This is a genomic window from Streptomyces sp. NPDC059582, from assembly GCF_042735715.1.
Classification (GTDB): Bacteria; Actinomycetota; Actinomycetes; order Streptomycetales; family Streptomycetaceae; genus Streptomyces.
In genome coordinates, this window is record NZ_JBHWCC010000032.1 from 26,696 (window position 1) to 48,548 (window position 21,853).

Below are 21,853 nucleotides of genomic sequence, written 5' to 3' on the forward strand. Positions count from 1 at the left end.
TTGTCGACATCCTCCACCAGGGCCTCCCCCAACGATTGCTTGGACGAACGGTGTTGCTACACGTATCCGCGGTCGATCAATGCGTACAGATCGTCATCACTGCGGCTTTCCGCACTGGATTCCCGCGCCGTCTCCGCGGCCGCGGGCGGCGTCTGCGGCCGCAGCAGGGACAAGAGGTGGCGGGCGAGCGCCTGCGGCGTGGGGTAGGTGAACGCGACGGTCGCCGACAGCCGCACGCCGGCCGCCGCGGTGAGCCGGTTGCGCAGGCCCACCGCCATCGACGAGTCGAAGCCCAGGTCCTTGAAGGTCTCGGCCGACCGTGCCGTGAGGGCGGCGGCCGTCACGGCCGCGTCCTTGACGCTGAGCAGCGCCGCCGTCTGGGCGCACACGAGCGTCAGGACCGCCGACGGCGAGGCCAGGTCCGCCGCCGTGGCGCTCGCGCCCGGTGCGCCCGCCCGCCCGGCAGGGCCCGCAGCCGTGCCGGTGCCGGTAGCGGTGTCGTCGGGTGCGCTCAGCCAGTACCGCTGCCGCTGGAACGCGTAGGTCGGCAGGCCGATCCGGCGCGGCCGGTGGCCGGCGAAGGCCGCCTCCCAGGTCACCGGCACGCCCCGCACGTGCAGTTCGGCCAGCGAGGCAAGGACCCTGGCCGCGCTCCCGTCGTGCTTGTGCAGGGTGCCGGCCACCAGCGGCGGGGTGGCCGTCGCGTCGGCGGCCTCCTCCATCGCCACCTGGAGCACGGGGTGCGGGCTGACTTCCACGAACACGCCGCCGCGCGTACGCATCAGGTCCTCGACGACGTCGCCGAAACGCACCATCGAGCGCAGGTTGTCGTACCAGTACGAGCCGTCCAGGACGCGGGTGTCGAGCGGTGCGCCGGTGACCGTGGAGTGGAACGTCACCGCCGATTCCCGCGGCGAGAGGGCCGCGGTGTCCGCGAGCAGCCGTTCCCGGATGCGTTCGACGTGGTGGGAGTGGGACGCGTAGTCCACGTTGACCCGCCGTACCCGCACGCCGTCGGCGGCCGCCATCGCGGCGAACTGCTCCAGCGCCTCGTCGTCCCCGGAGATCACCACCGACGCCGGGCCGTTGACCGCGGCGGTCGACAGCCGCCCGGCCCACCGCTCCAGCCTGTCGCGGACCCATCCGGGGGGCGCGGCCACCGCGCTCATCCCGCCCAGGCCTGCCAGGCCGGTCAGCGCCCGGCTGCGCAGGGCGACCACGCGGGCCGCGTCCTGCAGCGAGAGGGCGCCCGACACGCAGGCCGCGGCGATCTCGCCCTGCGAGTGCCCCACCACGGCCTCGGGGACCACTCCCAGCGAGCGCCACACCTGCGCCAGCGACACCATCATCGCGAACAGCGCCGGCTGGACGACGTCCACCCGCTCCAGCGAGGCGGCCGACTCCGCGCCGCACACCACGTCCGCCAAGGACCAGTCCACCCACGGCGCCAGCGCCCGCGCGCACGCGTCGATCGAGCGGGCGAAGACCTCCGACTGCGCGTACAGCTGCCGGCCCATGCCCGGCCACTGCGATCCCTGGCCGGGGAAGACGAACACGACGGGACCGGCCGCCGCCGTGGCCACGCCGCGCACCGCGCGGGCCGCGTCGCCGCCCGCGGCGAGCAGGCCGAGGCCGGCCAGCGCCTCCTCGCGGTCACCGCTGAGCACCACCGCCCGGTGCGCGAACAGCGACCGCGTGGACACCAGCGAGTGCCCGACGTCGGCCGCCGGCAGTGACGCGTCCGCGGCCACGAGATCCCGCAGCCGGGCCGCCTGTTCGCGCAGGGCCGGCTCCGTGCGCGCCGACAGCACCCACGGCAGCACCGCCGGCTCGCCCGCGCGGGTCACGTCCTCGTCCGCGGCGCGGGGCGCGGGGCGCTGCTCGGGGGCCTGTTCGAGGATCACGTGCGCGTGGGTGCCGCCCATGCCGAACGCCGACACCCCCGCCCGCCGGGGCCGGCCGGGTGCGCCGGGCCAGGGCCGAACCGCGTGCAGGACCTCGAAGTCCCGCTGGAAGTCGGGGATGGCGGGGTTGGGCGAGCGGAAGTTCAGGCTCGGCACCAGCCGGGCGTGCTCCACGCACAGCGCCGCCTTGACGAAGCCGGCGATTCCCGCGGCCGGCTCCAGGTGCCCGATGTTCGTCTTCACCGAGCCGATCACCAGGGGGCGGCTGCGGCCGGTCTCCCGGAACACCTCGCGCAGACCGGCCGTCTCGGCCGGGTCGCCCAGGCGGGTGCCGGTGCCGTGGGCCTCGACGTAGTCGACGCCGTCGAACGCGACAGCCGCGCTCCGCAGCGCGGCCAGCACGGCCGCCGCCTGCCCGCCGGGGCTGGGATCCGGCATCCGGGTGGACGCTCCGCCGCTGCCGACGCCCCAGCCGCGGACCACCGCGTAGATGTGATCGCCGTCGGCGACGGCGAGGTCGAGCCGCTTCAGCAGGACGAACGCGCCGCCCTCGCCGCGGGCGAACCCGCTGGCCCGTTCGTCGAAGGTGAAGCAGCGGCCGTCGGGCGAGAGGGCGCCCAGATTCGCCAGGCCCGCCCCGGCTTCCGGATCGACGATCAGGTGCACGCCGCCGGCGAGCGCCATGTCGACCGCGCCGCCGCGGATGCGGTCGCACGCCAGCGCCAGCGCCACGAGCGAGGAGGACTGGCCCGAGTCCGCGCAAAAGCTCATGCCGCGCACGTCGAACAGGCTCGAGATCCGGTTCGCGATCAGCGCGCCGGACGAGCCGAGCGCCGTGTAGTGGTCGTCCTGGTCGCTGCCGGACAGCTTGCGCAGCAGCTCGTACCCGGAGGGCGCGGCGCCGACCACGACATCGATCTCGCGGCCCGCGAGCGCGGACGCCGGGACACGCGCGTCCTCGACGGCCTCCCAGGCGAGCTCCAGGCCCAGCCGCTGCACGGGGTCCATGGCGGCCGCCTCCGCCGCGCCGGTGGCGAAGAACTCCGCGTCGAACCCGTCGACGCAGTCGAAGAACGAGCCCGCGTCCAGGGTCGCGGCGTCCGGGTGGGACATGTAGTGCGCGTCGGCCGCCCGCTGCGCGGGGAACGTGGCCACGGTCGACCGCCCGTCGTGCAGCAGGCGCCAGAACTCGCCCAGGCCGTCCACACCGGGGAAACGGCACGACATCCCGATGACGGCGATACCGGTGGCTGCGCCACTCATAAGAATTCCTTCCCTCGGCGTACGGCTCGTGCGGGCTGCGCCGCTGTCACCGCCAGCAGGTCAGCACCTTGCGCAGGTCGTCCGGCGCGTCCATGAAGTCGTAGTGGCCGCCCTCGAGCACCCGGAACTCGACCGAGTCCGCGTACCGGCGCCACCCCTGCAGCTCGTCGAGGCTCACGTCGGGGTCGTCGCGCCAGTGCAGGACGACGATGGGGCAGCGCACCGCGGCCGGCTCCGTCCGCCGGTAGGCGCCCGCGGCGGCGTGATCGCGCAGCAGCACGGTCAGGCCCAGATCGACCATGTCCGGGCGGGGTTCGATCCCCCGGCCGCGCACGAACGACTCGACCTCGGCGCGCAGTTCGGGCCTGGTCATGGTGAGCATCCGGTCGCGTGAGGCGTCGTGCGGTGCCGGCTGGCCGGACACGAAGAGGCATGCGGGGCCGGGCAGGCCCAGTGCGGCGAGCCGCAGCACGCTCTCGTAGGCGGGCAGCGCGCCCGCGCAGTGCCCGAAGAACGCGAACGGCCGGTCCAGCAGCGGCGCCAGGGGTTCGGCCAGGGCGGCGGCGAGGTTCTCGTAGGTGCCGTAGTGGGGATGGGCCAGCCGGTTCTCGCGGCCGGGGAACTGCACCGGGCAGACCTCGGCGTCGCCCAGGACGGCCGGCCAGGCGCTGAAGGCCGAGGCCCCGGACCCGGAGAAGGGGAAGCAGAACAGGCGGGCGGGGTGGTCGGAGGGCGGCCGGACGAACCACGGCGACACGGTGGTGGCGGGGCCGGGGGTCATGGCGTGTGCCGTTTCTGGGCGACGATGGGCAGGTGGGTCATCCCGGCGATGAAGTACGAGCGCAGGTGCTGCGGTTCGCCGGCGAGGTCGATCGATCCGAAGCGCTGGAGCAGTTCCTCGAAGAAGACGCGCAGCGTCATCCGGGCCAGCGGTCCCCCGATGCAGAAGTGCGGCCCGAACCCGAACGCGACCTGGCGCTTGGCGTTGGCGCGGGTGATGTCGAAGGTGTGCGGGTCGGGGAACTGGGACGCGTCGCGGTTGGCCGATCCGATCCACGCGACGACCGCCCCGCGGGCCGGGATGGTGCCCCCGCCGATGTGGACGTCGTCGACCGCGTAGCGCATGAAGTTGCACGCGGCGGAGGTCCAGCGCAGCCCTTCCTCGACCAGGTTCGGGATCAGGGTCGGGTCGGCCTGCGCCTTCTCGAACTGCTCGGGCCGCTCGATGAGGGCCTGCACCGTGCCCGAGACGGTGTGCGGTGTCGTCACGTTGGCGCCCAGGAGGATGCTGTAGCCGTCGAGGGCGATCTCCTCGTCGCTCAGCGGCGCGTCTCCCGCGCGCACGCTCATGAGGTGGTCGAGCAGGCTTCCGTCCTCGTCCCCGGCCGCCCGGCGCCGTTTCACCCACTCGGTGACGTAGGTGACCAGTTCGTGGTGGGAGATGGCCAGCGTCGCGGCTTCGCTGCCGTGCTGGAAGTGCGGGTCGGAGGGGGCCGTCACCATCGCGGTCAGCTGGACGAGTTCGTCCCAGTCCCGTTCCGGGATGCCCAGCAGCGGGCCCGTGATGATCGCCGGGAGCAGCAGCGCCTGCTCGGCCAGGTCGAAGGGGGCGCCGTCGAGGGCCGGTTCGAGGAAGCGCACGATCGCCTGCCGGGTGCGGTCCTCCCACAGCGCCACCGCCCGCGCGGTGAGTCTGGCGCCGATCGCCCGGCGGACCTGGGTGTGCCGGGGCGGGTCGGTGGACGTCAGCAGCTTGCCCGCGGCGACGTCGTCCTGGCCGAGGTGGGTGACGACCGTGCCGCGCTCCGAGGTGAACTCGCGGTGGTCGCCGAGCACGCGGCAGACGTCGTCGTAGCGGGTCACCGACCAGAACTCGCGTCCGTCGGGCAGGACTTGGTGGTGCAGGGGCGCCTTGGCCCGCATCACGTCCCAGATCGGGTGCGGATCGCCGCAGGTGTAGAGGTCCAGGTCGAACAGGTTGAGGCCCTCGAGGTCGACGTCGCTCGCGGCACCGGGCGTCAGCCTCACGTCCGTGCCCTCCCCTGCTCGACCAGCTCGGCGACGCGGGCCGGGGTCTGCGCCAGGTAGAAGTCGCGCACGGACAAGGTGACGCCGTACTCCTGCGACACCCGGTCGATGATCTTTATGCCGGTCAGCGAATTCCCGCCGAGCGCGAAGAAGTCGTCGTCCGCCCCGACGTCGGGGCAGTTGAGGTGTTCCGCCCACAGCTGCGCGATGTCCCGCACCAGCGACTGCGGCGCGCCCGAGGGCGCCGATTGCGGTTGTGCTGCCTGTGTGTGCCCACCTCGCTGGTGGACCTGCGGCGACGATTCCATTGCCAGTCTTTCCTTCCTCCGCCGACCGGGAGTGCCTGCTCGCGTCGTCACGGCCCTGCCTGGGGACCGTCACCGCCATCACGGCCACCGGCCCTGTGCGCTGTCCCGCCGGCGAGACAAATTCTGTGAATGGCCGGATCGAGTGTCGTGTGAATACGGGTGCGCTCACACCGTGTCGGTGCCCTGCGGTGCGCGCCGGCCGGTGGGGTTGAGAGCGGGCCGGCCGGCCTGCATGCTGACGCCCCCGGACCATCCGCTCCCCGTGGGACCGTCCCGCCGGCGGGACAGGGCGACCGCGCCTGCGGCCTGCCCTTCGTCCTGGCGCCGGCGCCGGTTGACCGGCCGATCCGCGTTGCGTGAGCGTGCACGTGGCGGTGATGTGACGACGTGGGAGGCGCAGCGGCATGAGGGGGAACGACGTGGCGGACACGGGCAGCGACGCGGACGTGGTGATCGCGGGCGCCGGGCCGACGGGGCTGATGCTCGCCTGCGAGCTGCGGCTGGCGGGCGTCGACGTGGTGGTGCTCGAGCGGCTCGCCGGGCGCACGGGCGAGTCACGGGCCGGCGGGATGCACTCGCGGACCCTGGAGGTGCTGGACCAGCGCGGAATCCTGGACCGTTTCCTGGCGGCCGGCGAACTGCAGCCGGTGGGCCATTTCTCCGGCCTCTACGTCGACTTCGACGAGTTCGAGTCCCGCCACCCCTACCCGCTGATGATCCTTCAGTCCGCCATCGAGCGGCTGCTGGAGGAGCGCGCCGCCGAGCTCGGCGTGCGGGTGCGCAGGTCGTCGGAGGTGAGCGGGCTGCGCCAGGACGCGGCCGGTGTGACGGTCGAGCTGCGGACGGCCGAGGCGGAACCGGTGACGCTGCGCGCCCGCTACCTCGTGGGCTGCGACGGCGGCCGCAGCACGGTGCGTAAGCTGGCGGGCATCGGCTTCCCCGGCACCGAGGCGACGATGACCGCGCTGATCGGCGACGTCGAACTGCCCGATCTGCCCGAGGACTACATCTGGGTGCGGCGCTGCGCGGGCGGCGACTTCTCGGCGATCGCCTTCGAGCCGGGCTGGTACCGGGTGATCACCTCCGAGTACGACCATGTCGCGGACCGCGACGACCCGCCGACGTTCGAGCAGCTGCGGGACTCGCTGGTCAGGCTGGCGGGCACGGACTACGGCATGCACAGCCCGCGGTGGGTCTCCCGGTTCAACGACGCCGCCCGGCAGGCCGACCGCTACCGGCAGGGCCGGGTGCTGCTCGCGGGCGACGCGGCGCACATCCACTTCCCGGCCGGCGGGCAGGGGCTGAACATGGGCGTGCAGGACGCGGTCAACCTCGGCTGGAAGCTCGCCTCGGTGGTGCGCGGCCAGGCGCCCCAGAGTTTGCTGGACAGCTACCACGCCGAACGCCACCCCGTCGCGGAGCGCGTGCTGCACAACACCCGGGCGCAGTCGGCCCTGGCCCGCCCCGGCGCACAGACGGACGCGCTGCGCGAGGTGTTCGGCTCGCTCATGGTGTTCGACGACGTCAACCGGTATCTGCGCGGCCTGCTCACCGCGCTGGACATCCGCTACCCGCTCGACGGCGGCCACCTGCTGGCCGGCCGCCGGGTCCCCGACGCCGACCTCAAGACACCGGACGGCACCACCCGCGTCCACGCACTGCTGCACGCCGGCCGGCCCGTCCTGCTCGACCTGCTCGGCAGCGCCGAGGTGGCGGCGGCCGCGGCGGGCTGGTCCGAGCGCGTCGACCTCGTCGAGGCGCGCAGCGAGGACGAGCACTGGCCCGTCCCGGCCGTCGGCGAGATCCCCGCTCCCACCGCGCTCCTCATCCGCCCCGACGGCCATGTCGCCTGGGCGGCGGCCGGCGGCGCACCCGACATCCCGGCGCTGCGCAGCGCCCTCACCACCTGGTGCGGCCCGGCCCTGCGGGGCTGAGCCGGCGCCTCGACGGCCCGCCCGCCGGATTGCGGCCGGCGGGTTCGGGCCGCTCGCGTGACGGCGGCCGTCACGACCCGATGTGGTCGTGACGGCCGCCGTCGTCGTGCGGGAGCAGGTGGACGCGGGTGCCCGCGCGGCCGGGCAGGCCCGGCGGGCAGGCGAGATGGCGGCGGAGACGATCAGGGCGGCGCCGGCCGCGCCGCCGGAAGGCAAGCCGGCCGGTCGGGAGCCGCGACGGGCCGGGTCCGCTGTCCGGTGGTCGGGCATGCGCGGACCTGCCCGGTGGTCGGGCGTGCAGCGGACCTGCCCGGTGGTCGGGCGGGCGCGGACCTGCCCGGTGGTCGGGCGGGCGCGGACCTGCCCGGTGGTCGGGCGGGCGCGGACCTGTCCGGTGATCGGGCGTGCGCGGACCTCTCTCCCCCCGCGCCGGGCAGGCCGGCCCGGCCGGACAGGGCCGCCGGCACCAGCCGGCCGCGACCGCGAGGTCATCCGACCGGCGGTGATCCGGCGTTCTTCAGCGCGTGCGCAGCCGCGGTTCACCCTGCCCGGCGCCGCTCTCGGTGAGAGCCGTGCGCGCGGCCTGCAGCAGTTCTTCGGAGATCGGGTCGTCCCGGGTGGCGCGGGCGAGGACGAGGGCGCCGACCATGGTGCACAGCTGGGCCAGGCCGTCGTCGTCGCCGGTGGCCAGCCGGGCGGCGCGGTTGCGTACCCCGCTGACGTAGACGGGGCGGGCGCGGGCGGCCTGCTCGGGCTCGCGCCCCAGGTCGGCGGCGAATCCGGAGACGGGGCAGCCGTCCCCGGCGTGATCGCGGTGCCAGAGGGAGAGGTAGTCCTCGATCAGCGCCCGGCGGGCAGCCTCGTGCTCCCCCGCGTGCTCCCCGATCGCCGCCGCCGGGTGTGCCGCCGACGAGTGCGCCGCCGCCTGCTCGTCGAAGGCATGGGCGATGGCCTCGTCGACCAGCTCCTCCTTGGAGGCGAACTGCTTGTGGAACCCGCCGTGGGTGAGCCCGGCGGCTTTCATCAGGTCGGCGATGCTGACCGCGGTGCCCTTCTCGCGGAACATCCGGGAGGCGGTGGCTACGACGCGTTTGCGGTTCTCCTGCGCCTGCGCCTTGGACACGCGTCCCATGGATCACCCTCCCAGTAGATGTCGCTTGCCATCTATCCTAACTCATGTTTAGAGTCTGAGCGACATCTATTTGGGGCCGGTAAGGCCACCGGCGGACCAGGCAGGACCCCGCGCCGCCTCCCGCCGGCCGAGGCCGACGGGCTCCGCCCCGCAGACGCACCACCCCCACCACCCACAGCACTGGAGAGCCCCTGTGGCATCGCCGTCCACCCCCTCCGAGTCCTCGACGCCCTCGGCGTCCACGCCTCCCGTGCCGCCTGGCCGGCCCGTCCCCGAGGTGGTCCACCGCCGGCGCTGGGCCATCCTGGCCGTGCTCGCGTTGAGCCTCCTGGTGGTGATGCTGGACAACTCGATCCTCAACGTGGCGATGAAGACCATCGCCCAGCCCGCTCCCACCGGGCTCGGCTCCACCCAGAGCCAGCTGGAGTGGGCGGTCAACTCCTACACGCTGGTCTTCGCCGGGCTGCTCTTCACCGCGGGCCTGCTCGGTGACCGGCTCGGCCGCAAGAAGGTGCTGCTCTTCGGCATGCTGGTGTTCGGCGTGGGATCCGCGCTGTCCGCGCTGTCGGACTCCTCCGGGCAGCTCATCACCTTCCGCGCCGTGATGGGCTTCGGCGGCGCCTTCATCCTGCCCGCCACCCTCGCGATCATCATGAACGTCTTCGAGCGCGAGGAGCAGCCCAAGGCCATCGGCATATGGACCGGTGTGGTCGGTTTCGCCATCGCCGCCGGCCCCATCGCCGGCGGCGTCCTGCTGGAGCACTTCTGGTGGGGGTCGGTCTTCCTGGTCAACGTGCCGATCGTGATCGCCGCGATCGCCGCGATGGTGGCGATCGTCCCCGACTCCAAGGACCCCCGGCCCGGCCGGCTCGACCCGGTCGGTGTGCTGCTGTCGATCGTCGGCCTGGCGGCGCTGGTCTACGGCATCATCAAGGGCGGCCAGCTGGGCGACTTCACCCGGCCCGAGGCCTGGGCGACGATCCTGGGCGGCCTGGCGGTCCTCGCCGGCTTCGTGGTGTACGAGGCCCGCAGCGGGCATCCGGCCCTCGACGTCGGCTACTTCCGCAACCGGCGGTTCTCCGCGTCCGTCGCCGCCATCGGCCTGGTCTTCTTCGCCCTCATGGGCGTCACGTTCTTCAGCGTCTTCTACAACCAGAGCGTGCGCGGCTACAGCGTCCTGCAGTCCGGTCTGCTCGTGCTGCCGCTGGCCGTCTCCCAGATGTTCTTCGCCCCGCGCGCCCGGCTGGCCGTGGGCCGCTTCGGCGCCCGGGCCGTGTGCGCCTCAGGCCTCGTCCTGACAGCCGTGGCCTTCGCCGGCTTCCTGCTGCTCGGCCAGGACACCCCGATCTGGGTGCTGGAGGTGGCGTTCTTCCTGATGGGCACGGGGATGGCCCATGTGATGCCGCCCGCCACCGTCATGATCATGTCGTCGCTGCCGCGGGAGAAGGCCGGCTCCGGGTCCGCGGTCAACAACACCTTCCGGCAGGTCGGCGGCGCCATGGGCGTCGCCGTGCTGGGGTCGCTGCTGTCCACCACCTACCGCCACGGCATCGACGGCCACCTGGGCATGCTGCCCGCCTCCGACCGGCACGCCGCGGGCGAATCCGTCCAGGCGACCCTGGCCGCCGCCGAGAAGCTGGGACCGGCCGGCCGGGCGCTGGTGCGGCCCGCGCACGACGCCTTCCTGCACGCCATGCACATCACCGCCATGGGGTCGGCGGCCGTCGCCCTGCTCGGCGCGGTCGTCGTGCTCCTCTTCCTGCCGGGCAAGGACGCCGCCGCGGCCGTCGACGGCGCCAGGCCCCCGCGCCGGAGCGTCCCGGCCCCACGGTGATCACAAACCATTCCCGCGCGACACCGCAGGCGACCGCCTGCCGGGGACTCCCCGCGGCGCCGACGCCTGCGACGCCGCCCCGCACAGCCCACCCGGACCAGCGGCGCCATCGCCGCGGCCGACACCTCGCCGGCAGCACCGCTGACAGCCTCGCCGGCGCTCTGATCCCACCTCAACTCAGATAGTCCATTGCTCCGAAGGAGATCAACCGATGACTGCCGACAACCTCGTTCTCATCCCCGGCGCCGGCGGCGTGGGCCGTACGGTCTTCGAGCACCTGCGCGCTCAGGATGTGCCGGTGCGTTTCATGGTCCGCCGCGAGGACGAGCGCGCGGCCGAACTGCGCTCGCTCGGCGCGCAGGTCGTCATCGGCGACCTGACCCGGCCCGAGACGGTGGCGGCCGCGCTGCAGGGCGTGACGCGGATGTACTTCGCGATGCGTGTGTCGCCGGAGCACCTGCTGGCGGCGAGCGTGGTGGCCTCCGTCGCGAGGGAGTACGGGAAGCTGGAGGCCCTGGTCGGCCTGTCGCAGATGACGGTGTCGCAGATGACGGCCACCAGCACCGAGGAGTCGCACCAGCAGCGGCTGCACTGGCTGGCGGAGCAGGTACTGAACTGGTCCGGCCTGCCCGTGGTGCACATCCGGCCGACGGCGTTCCTGGACACTCCGCTGTTCACGATGATGGCGGCGCGGTCGATCCAGGAGGACGGCACGATCAGGCTGCCGTTCGGCGCCGGGCGCACCGCGCCGGTCGCCGTGGACGACGTCGCCCGGGTCGTCGCCACCGTGCTGCGCGACCCGGCCGCGCACATCGGGCAGGTCTACGAGCTGACCGGGCCCCGCTCGCTCGACATGACGGAGCTGGCCGCGCAGTTCTCGCGGGCGCTGGGACGGCCGGTGTCCTATGTGGACGTGCCCCCGCAGAAGTGGGAGGCCCAGCTCCCGAAGCTGGGGATGCCGCCGCACCTCGTGCAGCACGTCGCCACCATGGCCCGGCTGCACCGCGACGGCCGCTACAGCCGCACCGCCGACGGCGTCGAGCGCGTGACGGGCGTCCCCGCCCGGTCGGTCGAGGCATTCGTGGCCGCCCGCAAGGACTTCTACCTGGGGTGAGCCCGGCGGACGGGGGCGCTGTGCGGCGCTCGCCGGCCTGCCCCGCCCGCCGGGACTGCGCCGACCTCACATGGATTCGCTGTCCGGGTGCGGCCGGAGCGGACCGGCCGGAGGGCACCGGAGCCGGTGGAAAGGTGCCGGATGCGAGACCGGCGTATCGTCGTCGTGTACGAGTTTCCTCGCATCACGAGGTCGGCGAGATGGGCACCCTGCGCGGGGCATCCTCCTCCGGCCGTGCCTCGGACTCCTCTGGCGGCCCGGCCGCGTTCGTGGTGGACGCCCGGGGGCTGGTGTCCGCGTGGAGTCCGGCGGCCGAGCATCTGCTGGGATTCGAGACGGCTGAGATCGTGGGCCGGCCGGTCGCCGAGCTTTGGCCGGTGATCCCGTGGGACGCTCCCCAGCAGCTGTCGTCAGCCGCTGTCCCCGGGCCCAATGCCGTCCTCACGCACCGGCAGGGTCATCCTGTGCCCGTCACGCTCGCCGCCTATCCCGTGACATCGGTCGTACCAGGCAGCGAGGGAACGGTGGTCCTGGTGACCGCGGTGTCGCTGCCGACGGCCGTCCAGGACTGGCTCTGCCACCGCGAGCGCATCGCGGCGGGTGTCCTGAGAAGTCGCCTGGAGCCCGCCGACGTACCTGACCAGAGCGCGACTTGGGTCACTCGCTCGTACGTACCCGCGCGGGGCGGCACGAGCGTGAACGGCTCCTGGGCCGATGTCATCCCGGTATCCGGTGCGCGTGTCGCTCTGGTGGTCTCCGATGTCCCGGCCTCCGGCATGCAGGCCACCGTGTGCATCGGACTGATCGGCGCTTCCGTGCGCGCCCTGGCGGAGCTGGATCTGGCACCTGAGGAAGTGCTTGCCCGGCTGGACGACATCGTGTCGCGCTTCGCCGTGTGCCAGGGCAGCAAGTGGTCGCTGTCAGCTGTGGAGCGCCTGGTCGGCGCGACGTACCTCTACGCGGTGTACGACCCCATCACCCGCCGGTGTGTCATGGCGAGCGCCGGACACCCCCCGCCCGCGATCGCCGATCCGGACGGATCCGTCCACGTCCCCGAGCTGCCCTGCAACAGACCCCTGGGCATGGGCGAGCCCGTCTTCGAGTCGCTCGACCTCGAGCTCGCCGAAGGCAGCACCCTCCTCTTCTACACCGGCGCTCTGGCGCGGGCCTGCGGCACGGACGACGCCGTGGCCGGGCTGCTGAGCAGAGCCCTGCGTCAGAGCGGCTCGTCGGTCAAGGACGCCTGGCGGGTCACCGTCGACACCTTGACGCCTCTGCTGGCGGCCGAGGACGATCTGGCGCTCCTGGTCGTCCGCACCCGCGCGCTCAGCGCCGACCGCGTGGTCACCTGGAAACTGCCGGCGGACCCCGCCGCCGTCGCCGGCATACGCTCCCTCGTTCTGCGACAGCTCGACCAGTGGGGCCTGGGCAGCCTCGACTTCACCACGGAACTGATCGCGAGCGAACTCGTCACCAACGCCGTCCGCTACGGCCGTGAGCCGATCCAGCTGCGGCTGATCTACGACCGGATCCTGATCTGCGAGGTGTCCGACGGCAGCAGCACCTCTCCGCACATCCGCCGCGCCAGCGCCACCGACGAGGGAGGACGCGGCTTGTTCCTCGTGGCCGACTGCGCGCAGCGCTGGGGAGTGCGCTACACCGACCAGGGCAAGACCATCTGGGCCGAACAAGAACTCCCCGCCGACGCCGCTCCTGAGCGGCCGTAACACCGTTGCTGAGTCCGTAGTCAGGACTCAGCATTCCGGGCATTTCGGCCCGGAAGGTCCGTCGCATCACCGGAGCCTGAGGGGCTCGGCTTGAGTACGGTCTCTCGCTTCCTCTTGCCGCTGGTGCGGCAGGGTTGTGCCACCTGCCCGCCCCGCACACGCCTTGCGGCGGGGGCGGGTGGTGCGGGTCTTCTGGTCGGCTCCACGAGGCTTCGACACCACCGGGGCTGTGTCCTGGTCTCCGGCCACTCCGGTACCAGTCGTGCAGGCTGCCGCTGCGAGGGCGGCGAGGTTGAGTGCGGCGTTGTCGTCCCGGTCGATGACCAGGCCGCAGGCGTCGCATGCGTAGGTCCGGATGTGCAGCGGCAGTTTGGCTTTCACCGCGCCGCACCCGGAACAGGTCTTGGAGGAGGGGTACCAGCGGTCGGCGGTCACGAGGCGGGTGGCGTGACGCTGACGGGTCTTGTAGTCGAGCTGGCGGCGGATCTCGCCGAAACCGGCGTCGGCGATGCGGCGGGCCAGGCGCCGGCTGCGGACCATGCCGGCGACGTTCAGGTCTTCGACGACGACGGTGCCGTACTCGGCCGCCACGGCGGTGGTGAGCTTGTGCAGGGCATTTTCGCGGAGGTTCGCGACCCGGTGGTGGACGTTGTTGCGGGCGGCGTTGGCCTTCTCCCAGCGGCGGGAGGGCTGCCGGCCGGTCCTGCGGTCGGGACCCTGGCGGCGGGACACGACACGGGAGGCGCGGCGCAGCTTCCTGCGCGCGGCGTCGTAGTGCCCAGGATTGGCGACGGCGCGGATCTCGCCGGTGCTGTCGGCCATGACCGCGAGGGTCTTCACGCCGAGGTCGATTCCGACCGCCACACCCGGCCGGGCGACGCGCTCGAGGCGGCGTCTGACCTCGGCCTGGAAGGAGACGAACCAGCGCCCGCGCTCGAGGCGGACGGTCGCCGACAGGATCCGCGCCGTCCCGGCCTTGACGCGGTCCAGCAGCTTGCTGGTGGGCTCGTGGACGCGGAGTGTGCCCAGGCGCGGCAGCGTGACGTGTCGGCCGTCGGCCCCGACGCGGATGGTGCCGGTGGTGAACCGGCAGGCGAGACGCGCCTTCCGCTTCGACTTGAACCGCGGCGCACCCATCTTGCGGCCCTTACGCTTGCCGTTCTTCGACTTGGCGTAGTTGTCGAATGCGGCGGACGCGCCTGCGAGGCCGGTGTTGTAGGCCTCCTTCGAGTTGTCCTCCCACCAGGCGACGAACCTGGGGTCGGTGGTCTTGGCCTGGTTGAACGCCTTGCGGAGCGCGGGCAGCGACCACGGCCGCCACTGGGTCAGCGACTCTTCGGCGATGCCGTACGTCTCCTCGGCTCTGCGCTGCCACCACGAGGCGGTCACCCAGCCGACAGCCCAGTTGTACGCGGCACGCGCCGCGCCGCAGTGCGAACGCAGCGCGTGCTCCTGGGAGGCGTTCGGGTCCAAAGCAAACCGGAACGCCTGCACCACGAAGCCAGACTGCGGACGGAACTTCTTCACTCGGCGGCCTCGCCGGTCGCCACGGCCACCGCGCGGGCGGCCCGGTTCTTCGCCGCCCGCCGCCCGTACAAGCGGGCGCACATCGACGTGAGCACCTCGGTGATGTCCCGCACCAGGTCATCGGCGGTCTCGGTGGGGTCGAGGACGACCAGGCGCCGCCCGCACGCCGACAGGACGGCTTCGAGGTGCTCGACGCCGAACCGGGCCAGCCGGTCACGATGCTCGACCACGATCACCGCCGTCTGCGGGTCAGACAGCAGGCGGTGCAGCTTGCGGCGCCGTCCGTTCAGCCCCGAGCCGACCTCGGTGACGACCTCGGCGACGGCCAGACGGGCCGCCGTCGGGGGCGTGGCCGGGGTCGTGGCCGGGCGGGAGATGCCGGTGCGCGGCTCCGGAGGGGACGTGGCCACAAACGCCCACGGCATCGACGAAAGCCGCCTCGGCGACGTGGGGTTCGCCGAGGCGGCTCGCAACGGGGGCGCGGGCCGGCCGGTCTCAGCCGGCCGGTCTCAGGCCCGCTTCTTGAACGTGGAGATGGCCCACACGTATCCGATGACGGCGATCCCCACGCACCAGGCGACGGCCGCGATCGCGTCGCCGCTCGACGGGTCGCCCGCCAGCAGCCCGCGCAGCGTCTCGATGATCGGAGTGAAGGGCTGGTACTCGGCGAACTGCCGCACACCGGCGCCCATCGAGTCCGCGGGCACGAACGCGCTGCTCAAGAACGGCAGCATGATCAGCGGCACGGCGGACATGCCCGCCGACTCGGCGGTCCTGGCGGCCAGTCCCATGGCGACGGTGAGCCAGCCGGCCGCGAAGCTCAGCAGGACGATGACACCGATCGCGCCGAGCCAGTCGGCGGCGCTCGCGGCCGGGTCGAAGCCCATCGCGAAGGCCACCGCGATGATGGCCGCGCAGCCCGCCAGGGAGCGCACCGTGGTGATGACGACGTGCCCGGTCAGCATGGCGCCGCGGGAGACGTCCATGACCTTGAACCGGTTGATGACGCCCTTGGTCATGTCGGAGTTCACGGCCGTCGCGGTGGCCCCCAGCCCGTAGCTGATCGCCATCACGAGCAGCCCCGGCGTCACGTAGTCGATGTAGGCGTCGCCGACGCTGAACGCGCCGCCGAACACCTTGACGAACATCAGCATGATCACGATGGGGAACAGGACCGCGTTGAACATCGTGACGGGGTTGCGCACGTTGTGCTTCAGGTTGCGGCGCAGCATGATCGCCGAATCGGCCAACGGCGTCGAGACAGTGCTCACTGTGCGATCGCCTCCTTGCTCGTGTGCCCGGTGTGCGCGGGGCCGGTGGTGGTGTCGGTCAGGGCGAGGAAGACGTCGTCGAGGTCCGGCCGGTGCACCGAGAACTCCAGGGCGTCGATCGCGTGCGTGTCGAGCCGGTCCAGCACGGCCCGCAGCGACCGTGTCTCACCGTCGCTCGGCAGCCGCAGGGTCAGCTCCTCGTCGTCGCGTGCGGAGCCGGCCAGGATCCGTGCCGCCGCGTCGAGTTCGTGGACGTCGGCGAACCGGAACCGGATGTGGGTGCCGGGGATCTGGCGCTTGAGCTCCTCGGGGGTGCCCTGGGCGACCAGGCGGCCCTGGTTGAGCACCGCGATCCGGTCGGCGAGCTGGTCGGCCTCCTCGAGGTACTGGGTGGTCAGGAAGATGGTGGTGCCCTCGGCCACCAGCTCGCGGACGATCCCCCACATCGTGCGCCGGCTGCGCGGGTCGAGGCCCGTCGTCGGCTCGTCCAGGAAGATGATCTGCGGGTTGCCGACCAGCGTCATCGCCAGGTCCAGCTTGCGGCGCATGCCGCCGGAGTAGGTCGCCGCCAGTTTGTCCGCCGACTCCACCAGGTCGAAGCGCTCCAGCAGCCGCGTGAGGACCTGGCCGGCGGAGCGCACGCGCTTGAGGTCGGCCATCAGCTGGAGGTTCTCCCGGCCCGACAGCAGTTCGTCGACCGCGGCGAACTGGCCGGTCACGCCGATGGCCGCGCGTACCCGCTTGGTCTCGCTCGCCACGTCGTGCCCGGCGACGCGCACCGTGCCGGCGTCGGCCTTCATCAATGTCGTCAGGACGTTCACCGTCGTCGTCTTGCCGGCCCCGTTCGGGCCGAGCAGGGAGAAGATCGATCCCGCGGCGATGTCGAAGTCGATGCCGTCGAGCACGACCTTGTCGCCGTATGCCTTGCGCAGCCCTGACACTGCGATCGCTGAACTCCTCATGCCTCCACTGTCCTTTCGGGCTTGTCACGCACCTGTCACACCCGTGGCAGGGGCGGCCGGTACGGCGTCGCACCGCATCGCCCCCTGGCCACAGGGCCGTTCATCGCGCCGGCGGCGGCTTTCGTTGTCAGCGGCCGCGGGCGGACTCCGCTTCGATCACGTCCAGCACCTCCCGGCCGAGGTCGACCAGGTACATGTGATCGCCCGGGAACTCCGCATAGGTGAACTCGCCCGTGGTCGCGTCCTGCCACTGCCGGGCCTCCTGGGCGGTGACCAGGCCGTCGTGGTCGCCCCGCAGTGAGCAGATCGGCACCGAGACCGGGGTGTCGGTGCTCGGGACGTAGCTCTCGTGCATCTCGCAGTCGGCCTGCAGCGTGGGCAGGATCAGCTCACGCATCTCCGGGTGGTCGAGGGCCTCGTGCCGAAATCCCGCGAACTCCTCGACCCTGGCGAGGAATTCCTCGTCGGGCAGGCCCGCCGCCCGCCGCTCGCGCTGGGTCCACGGCCCCGGCGAGCCGCTGACGACCAGCCGCTCGACGTGCACGCCGCGGGTGGTGAGCAGGTGCACCAGTTCGTAGGCGAGGACCGCGCCCAGGCTGTGCCCGAACAGGACGGTCCGTGCGCCTTCGCCGAGGTCGGCGACGATGTCGTCGACCGAGTTCTTGGCCGCTTCGACGACGTTGCGGTACGGCGGCTGCAGGATCCGCCGTTCCCTGCCGGGCAGTTCGACCGAGGTCACGCGCCACCGGCCGGCGGACAGCTCGCGCCACGGGTGGAAGAACGAGGGACCCGCTCCCGCGAACGGCACGCACAGCAGCGTGGTGTGGTCCTCTTGGCCTGCGGACATGCCGGGTTCTGTCACCCCGACCAACCTCCATCATCCGTTCGATCGTGTGGTGAACCGGTTGTGGGACGGGAAGGTCCGTTCACGGCGCCAGCTTGCGGTGGACGACCTCGAAGAATTCGGCGACGGGTGCGGGCATGTGCATCTCGTGGTGCGTGGCGTGCACGTCGTGCACCTCGAGGGAGCCCTGGACGTAGGGCCGCCACAGGTGCGCGTACGACGTGTCCTCGAGCGTCGCGTTGAAATACAGCACGTCGCCGCGGTAGACCGGCGATTCGAAATCCATCATGAGGGCCGTGTTGTTGGCCATGACCTTCGCCATGGTGTCCAGGAAGCCCTGCCGGTTGCCGGTGCGTATGTACTGGCTGAAGTCGTCCTCGAGTTCGGCCCGGTAGTCCGAGGAGTCCTTGCCGGCGTGCACTTCGCTGAAGCCGTGTCCGCCCGGCTGGGCGTCCAGGACGGCCACGAGGGCGATCTCGTGGCCGCGCCGGTCCAGGGCGTCCGCGACGGCCTGGACGACGGTGCCGCCGTAGGACCAGCCGATCAGGTGGAAGGGGCCTTCCGGCTGGATCTTCAGCATCTGGGTGACGTAGTCGTCGATCATCTCCTGCACGGAGCGGGCCGGTGTGTCCACGCCGTCGGAGCCGCGGGACTGCAGGGCGTAGGCGGGCCGGTCCGGCAGGTGCAGGACGAAGCTGTAGTACGCCCAGCCCAGTCCGCCGCCGCCGTGGAAGAACCACACCGGCGGCTTGCCCGTGCCGGGATCGCGGTTGAGGGGCAGGACGACCGCGAAGGAGTCGGCGTCGTCGTCGGGAACGCCGCCGGCGAGCATCAGCGCGGCCAGCTCGGCCACCGTGGGGTACTTGATGATCGTCCTGATGGGCATGTCGATGTCGAACTGGCTGCGGATGCGGACGCTGAGCCGGGTGGCCAGCAGCGAGTGGCCGCCGAGTGCGAAGAAGCCGTCGTCGATACCGACGCTGTCCAGGCCGAGCAGTTCGCCGAAGAGGGCGCACAGCTTGTGCTCGTAGGAGTTGCGCGGCAGGCGGCCGGCGGCGGCGGTGTGCGTGTCCTCGGCGGGCAGGGAGCGCCGGTCGAGCTTCCCGTTGGAGGTCAGCGGGATCTGCGACAGGGCGGTGATCGTGGAGGGCACCATGTAGTCGGGAAGGCGCCCGCGCAGGTATTCGGACAGGTCGGACAGGTCGGACGGCTCGGCGGGTCCGGCGTCGGCGGTTGCGGTCCGGGGCACCACGTAGGCGGCGAGGCGCTTGTCGTCCTGCTGGTTCTCGCGCACCACGACCACCGCCTGGGCCACGCCCGGATGCCCGGCCAGCGCGTGCTCGATCTCCCCCAGCTCGATCCGGAAGCCGCGGATCTTCACCTGGGAGTCGGAGCGCCCGACGTACTCCAGCCGGCCGTCCCTGCTGCGGCGGACCAGGTCGCCGGTGCGGTACATCCGCTCGCCCGCCGGGCCGAAGGGGCAGGCGAGGAAGCGTCCCGCGGACAGGTCCGGCCGGCCGTGGTAGCCGCGGGCCAGGCCGTAGCCGGCCACGTACAGCTCGCCGGTGACGCCGTCGGGCACCGGCATGAGGCTGGTGTCCAGGACGTGGGCGCGCAGGCCCGGGATCGCCGGGCCGATCACGCTGGCCCGGTAGCGGGCGGCGGAGTGCTGGTCCAGGTCGATGCGGGTGACGTGCACGGTGGTCTCGGTGATGCCGTACATGTTCACCAGCAGCGGTGCGTCGGGGGCGTGGCGCTCGTACCAGTCGGCGAGGCGGTTGAGGTCGAGGGCCTCGCCGCCGAACACCACGTGGCGCAGGGCCAGTTCCTGGCCGGGGTCCTGGGCGTCGGCCTGGATGAGCTGGTAGAAGGCGGAGGGGGTCTGGTTGAGGACGGTGACCTGCTCGCGGGCCAGCAGTTTGAGGAAGTCGGCCGGGGAGCGGGAGACGTCGTAGGGGACCACGACCAGGCGTCCGCCGTACAGCAGCGCCCCCCACAGCTCCCACACCGAGAAGTCGAAGGCGTAGGAGTGGAAGAGCGTCCATACGTCGTCCGGGCCGAAGGCGAAGCCGTCCTGGGTGCCGGTGAACAGGCCGACCACGTTGCGGTGCGGGATCAGGACGCCCTTGGGGCGGCCGGTGGAGCCGGAGGTGTAGATCACGTAGGCCGGGTGTGCGGGGCGCAGGGCGGTGCGGCGCTCGGCGTCGGTGAGGTCGGTGGCCGGCTGCTGGGCGAGGGCGCCGGCTGTCTGGTCGAGGTGGACCAGGGGCAGGGTGTGGGCCAGGTCCTGCGCGGCGCCGGTCGTGCTGGTGGTGACCAGCAGGACCGGAGCGGCGTCCTGGAGCATGTAGGCGATGCGGTCGGCCGGGGAGTCGGGGTCGATGGGCAGGTAGGCGCCGCCCGCCTTGAGGACGGCCAGCAGTGCGACGACCAGGTCGGCCGAGCGATCCAGGCAGACGGCGACCAGGGACTCGGGGCCCACGCCGCGGGCCAGGAGGTGGCGTGCGAGCCGGTTGGCGCGGGCGTTGAGCTCGCCGTAGGTGAGGGTGACGCCGTCGAAGGCCACCGCGGCCCGCTCCGCCCGCTGCGCCGCCTGCTGTTCGAACAGCTCGACCAGGGTGACGTCGGGGATGTCGTCGCCGGTGGCGTTCACCTCGCGCACCAGCCGTTCCCGCTCCCCCGCGCTGAGCACGTCGACGTCCCCGACGCGCAGGCCCGGATCGGCGGCCAGCTGCTCCAGCACCCGCACGAGGCGGGCCGCGATCACCTGGGCCGAGTCGCGGTCGAAGAGCTGGGTCGCGTACTGCAGGTCGCCGCGCAGTGCTCCCGTGTCGTCGACGGTCAGGCTGAAGAACAGGTCGACCATGGCGGTCGAGGGGATGGCCTGTTCGAACGTGACCTGGAGGCCGGGGATGTCGAGGTCGGGTTTCTGGTAGCTCTGCCAGGCGAACATCACCTGGAACAGCGGCTGGTAGGACGCGGAGCGTTCGGGGTTGATGGCCTCGACCAGCAGGTCGAACGGCACGTCCTGGTACTCGTAGGCGGTCAGTGCCTTGTCGCGGACCTGCGCGAGCAGGTCGGTGAAGGAGGGGTTGCCGGAGAGGTCCGCGCGCAGCACCTGGGTGTTGACGAAGAATCCGATCAGTCCGGCCAGCGCCTCGTCGGTGCGTCCGGCGATCGGGCTGCCGATCGTCACGTCGTCGCCGCCGCCGAGCTTGCGCAGCAGCACCGCGAGCGCGGCCTGCAGGACCATCGACATGGTCGAGCCGCGTTCCTCGGCCAGCTTCTGCAGCCCGGCCGCCACCCGGGGTGCCACCACGAGGTCGACCGTGTCGCCGTGCGAGTTGGCCACCGCGGGCCGCGGCCGGTCCAGCGGCAGGCTCAGCGGCTGCGGCACCCCGGCCAGTTCCTTGCGCCAGTAGCCGACCTGCGCCGCGGCGAGGCTGCCCGGGTCGGCCGGGTCGCCGAGCACTTCGCGCTGCCATCGCGCGTAGTCCTTGTACTGCACGGGCAGCGGCTCGAAGTGCGGTGGCCGGCCGTCCTGGCGGGCGGTGTAGGCGTCGATCAGGTCCCGCATCATCGGCGCGCTGGAGCTGCCGTCCGAGGCGATGTGGTGGATGACCATGACCAGGACGTGTTCGTGCGCGGAGCAGCGCAGCAGGCTGGCCCGCAGGGGGAGTTCGGTCTCGAGGTCGAAGCGGTGCGCGACGGCCTCGCCGATCGCGCCGGGCAGGTCCTCGGGCGTCACCTCGGCCACCCGCAGCTGCGGGGAGGCCTGCTGCGCCGGCAGGATCAGCGAGTAGGGCTCACCGTCGTCGTCCGTGGCGTACGTGGTGCGCAGGATCTCGTGCCGGTCGACGACGTCACGGATCGCCGCGGTGAGGGCGGCCTGGTCCAGGGAGCCGGTCAGCCGGAACGCCGCGGAGATGTTGTAGGTCGCCGCTCCCCGCTCCAGTTGGTGCAGAAGCCACATACGGCGTTGGGCGAATGACAGCGGAATCATCG

General features: G+C 72.3%; 14 protein-coding genes and 1 pseudogene. 4 read left to right on the forward strand and 11 right to left on the reverse strand.

Translation table 11 applies throughout. From position 1 onward, the window contains the following. Positions 1 to 56 precede the first annotated feature (56 nt). From ACFV0T_RS25345 to ACFV0T_RS25360, 4 genes are read right to left on the reverse strand one after another with little or no spacing between them, the layout of a single operon-like run. Positions 57 to 3,167 (reverse strand): type I polyketide synthase, encoded by a 3,111-nt coding sequence (locus tag ACFV0T_RS25345; RefSeq protein WP_385783327.1) that lies wholly within the window; start codon positions 3,165 to 3,167, stop codon positions 57 to 59. A 46-nt stretch (positions 3,168 to 3,213) separates the two neighbouring features. After that, positions 3,214 to 3,948 (reverse strand): thioesterase II family protein, encoded by a 735-nt coding sequence (locus ACFV0T_RS25350; RefSeq protein ID WP_385783329.1) that lies wholly within the window; start codon positions 3,946 to 3,948, stop codon positions 3,214 to 3,216. Continuing rightward, complete coding sequence (locus ACFV0T_RS25355; RefSeq protein WP_385783332.1) at positions 3,945 to 5,195, reverse strand: cytochrome P450; 1,251 nt, start codon at positions 5,193 to 5,195, stop codon at positions 3,945 to 3,947. Before ACFV0T_RS25355 ends, ACFV0T_RS25350 begins: the two co-directional genes overlap by 4 nt. Next, the gene (locus ACFV0T_RS25360; RefSeq protein ID WP_385783335.1) at positions 5,192 to 5,503 is read right to left on the reverse strand and encodes an acyl carrier protein; all 312 of its coding nucleotides are present in this window, start codon (positions 5,501 to 5,503) and stop codon (positions 5,192 to 5,194) included. The genes ACFV0T_RS25355 and ACFV0T_RS25360 overlap by 4 nt, the downstream gene beginning before the upstream one ends. A 404-nt stretch (positions 5,504 to 5,907) precedes the next feature. Here ACFV0T_RS25360 and ACFV0T_RS25365 point away from each other — a divergent pair, with 404 nt between their 5' ends. Beyond that, complete coding sequence (locus tag ACFV0T_RS25365) at positions 5,908 to 7,437, forward strand: FAD-dependent monooxygenase (RefSeq protein ID WP_385783338.1); 1,530 nt, start codon at positions 5,908 to 5,910, stop codon at positions 7,435 to 7,437. Positions 7,438 to 7,954: 517 nt separating this feature from the next. On the opposite strand, the gene ACFV0T_RS25370 is transcribed toward ACFV0T_RS25365, so the two are convergent. After that, a complete protein-coding gene (locus ACFV0T_RS25370; protein WP_385783339.1) occupies positions 7,955 to 8,569 on the reverse strand; it encodes a TetR/AcrR family transcriptional regulator in 615 nt (204 codons plus the stop codon). Between the two features lie 193 nt (positions 8,570 to 8,762). On the opposite strand from ACFV0T_RS25370, the gene ACFV0T_RS25375 reads away from it, so the two are divergent. The 3 genes from ACFV0T_RS25375 (at position 8,763) to ACFV0T_RS25385 (ending at position 13,244) form a co-directional block, all read left to right on the forward strand. After that, positions 8,763 to 10,403, forward strand: a complete 1,641-nt coding sequence (locus tag ACFV0T_RS25375; protein WP_385783342.1) for an MFS transporter — start codon at positions 8,763 to 8,765, stop codon at positions 10,401 to 10,403. Between the two features lie 211 nt (positions 10,404 to 10,614). Then, entirely contained in the window at positions 10,615 to 11,517 is a 903-nt protein-coding gene (locus ACFV0T_RS25380) for an NmrA family NAD(P)-binding protein (RefSeq protein ID WP_385783345.1), read from the forward strand. 200 nt (positions 11,518 to 11,717) lie between these two features. Then, complete coding sequence (locus tag ACFV0T_RS25385) at positions 11,718 to 13,244, forward strand: SpoIIE family protein phosphatase (protein ID WP_385783348.1); 1,527 nt, start codon at positions 11,718 to 11,720, stop codon at positions 13,242 to 13,244. Between the two features lie 66 nt (positions 13,245 to 13,310). Here ACFV0T_RS25385 and tnpB read toward each other — a convergent pair whose 3' ends face one another. The 6 genes and pseudogenes from tnpB to ACFV0T_RS25415 all read right to left on the reverse strand — a co-directional run bounded on the left by tnpB (position 13,311) and on the right by ACFV0T_RS25415 (position 21,851). Next, entirely contained in the window at positions 13,311 to 14,741 is a 1,431-nt protein-coding gene (tnpB, locus tag ACFV0T_RS25390; RefSeq protein WP_385783350.1) for an IS607 family element RNA-guided endonuclease TnpB, read from the reverse strand. 26 nt (positions 14,742 to 14,767) lie between these two features. Further along, positions 14,768 to 15,097: pseudogene (locus ACFV0T_RS25395) on the reverse strand (IS607 family transposase); the annotation flags it as partial. 183 nt (positions 15,098 to 15,280) lie between these two features. Beyond that, a complete protein-coding gene (locus ACFV0T_RS25400) occupies positions 15,281 to 16,042 on the reverse strand; it encodes an ABC transporter permease (protein ID WP_385783353.1) in 762 nt (253 codons plus the stop codon). Then, positions 16,039 to 17,004 (reverse strand): ATP-binding cassette domain-containing protein, encoded by a 966-nt coding sequence (locus tag ACFV0T_RS25405; protein WP_385783356.1) that lies wholly within the window; start codon positions 17,002 to 17,004, stop codon positions 16,039 to 16,041. Before ACFV0T_RS25405 ends, ACFV0T_RS25400 begins: the two co-directional genes overlap by 4 nt. Before the next feature lie 127 nt (positions 17,005 to 17,131). Further along, positions 17,132 to 17,851 carry a thioesterase II family protein gene (locus ACFV0T_RS25410; RefSeq protein ID WP_385783359.1) on the reverse strand — a complete coding sequence of 240 codons (720 nt, stop codon included), beginning with the start codon at positions 17,849 to 17,851 and terminating at the stop codon, positions 17,132 to 17,134. 79 nt (positions 17,852 to 17,930) lie between these two features. Further along, entirely contained in the window at positions 17,931 to 21,851 is a 3,921-nt protein-coding gene (locus tag ACFV0T_RS25415; protein ID WP_385783361.1) for an amino acid adenylation domain-containing protein, read from the reverse strand. Between the last annotated feature and the right edge of the window lie 2 nt (positions 21,852 to 21,853).

What these genes read in the sequence shown, in the direction of transcription:
- ACFV0T_RS25415 (WP_385783361.1), bottom strand. Translation starts at nt 21,851, where the DNA reads ATGATTCCGCTGTCATTCGCCCAACGCCGTATGTGGCTTCTGCACCAA.
- ACFV0T_RS25350 (WP_385783329.1), bottom strand. Translation starts at nt 3,948, where the DNA reads ATGACCCCCGGCCCCGCCACCACCGTGTCGCCGTGGTTCGTCCGGCCG.
- ACFV0T_RS25360 (WP_385783335.1), bottom strand. Translation starts at nt 5,503, where the DNA reads ATGGAATCGTCGCCGCAGGTCCACCAGCGAGGTGGGCACACACAGGCA.
- ACFV0T_RS25365 (WP_385783338.1), top strand. Translation starts at nt 5,908, where the DNA reads ATGAGGGGGAACGACGTGGCGGACACGGGCAGCGACGCGGACGTGGTG.
- ACFV0T_RS25345 (WP_385783327.1), bottom strand. Translation starts at nt 3,167, where the DNA reads ATGAGTGGCGCAGCCACCGGTATCGCCGTCATCGGGATGTCGTGCCGT.
- ACFV0T_RS25410 (WP_385783359.1), bottom strand. Translation starts at nt 17,851, where the DNA reads ATGTCCGCAGGCCAAGAGGACCACACCACGCTGCTGTGCGTGCCGTTC.
- ACFV0T_RS25405 (WP_385783356.1), bottom strand. Translation starts at nt 17,004, where the DNA reads ATGAGGAGTTCAGCGATCGCAGTGTCAGGGCTGCGCAAGGCATACGGC.
- ACFV0T_RS25380 (WP_385783345.1), top strand. Translation starts at nt 10,615, where the DNA reads ATGACTGCCGACAACCTCGTTCTCATCCCCGGCGCCGGCGGCGTGGGC.
- ACFV0T_RS25385 (WP_385783348.1), top strand. Translation starts at nt 11,718, where the DNA reads ATGGGCACCCTGCGCGGGGCATCCTCCTCCGGCCGTGCCTCGGACTCC.
- ACFV0T_RS25370 (WP_385783339.1), bottom strand. Translation starts at nt 8,569, where the DNA reads ATGGGACGCGTGTCCAAGGCGCAGGCGCAGGAGAACCGCAAACGCGTC.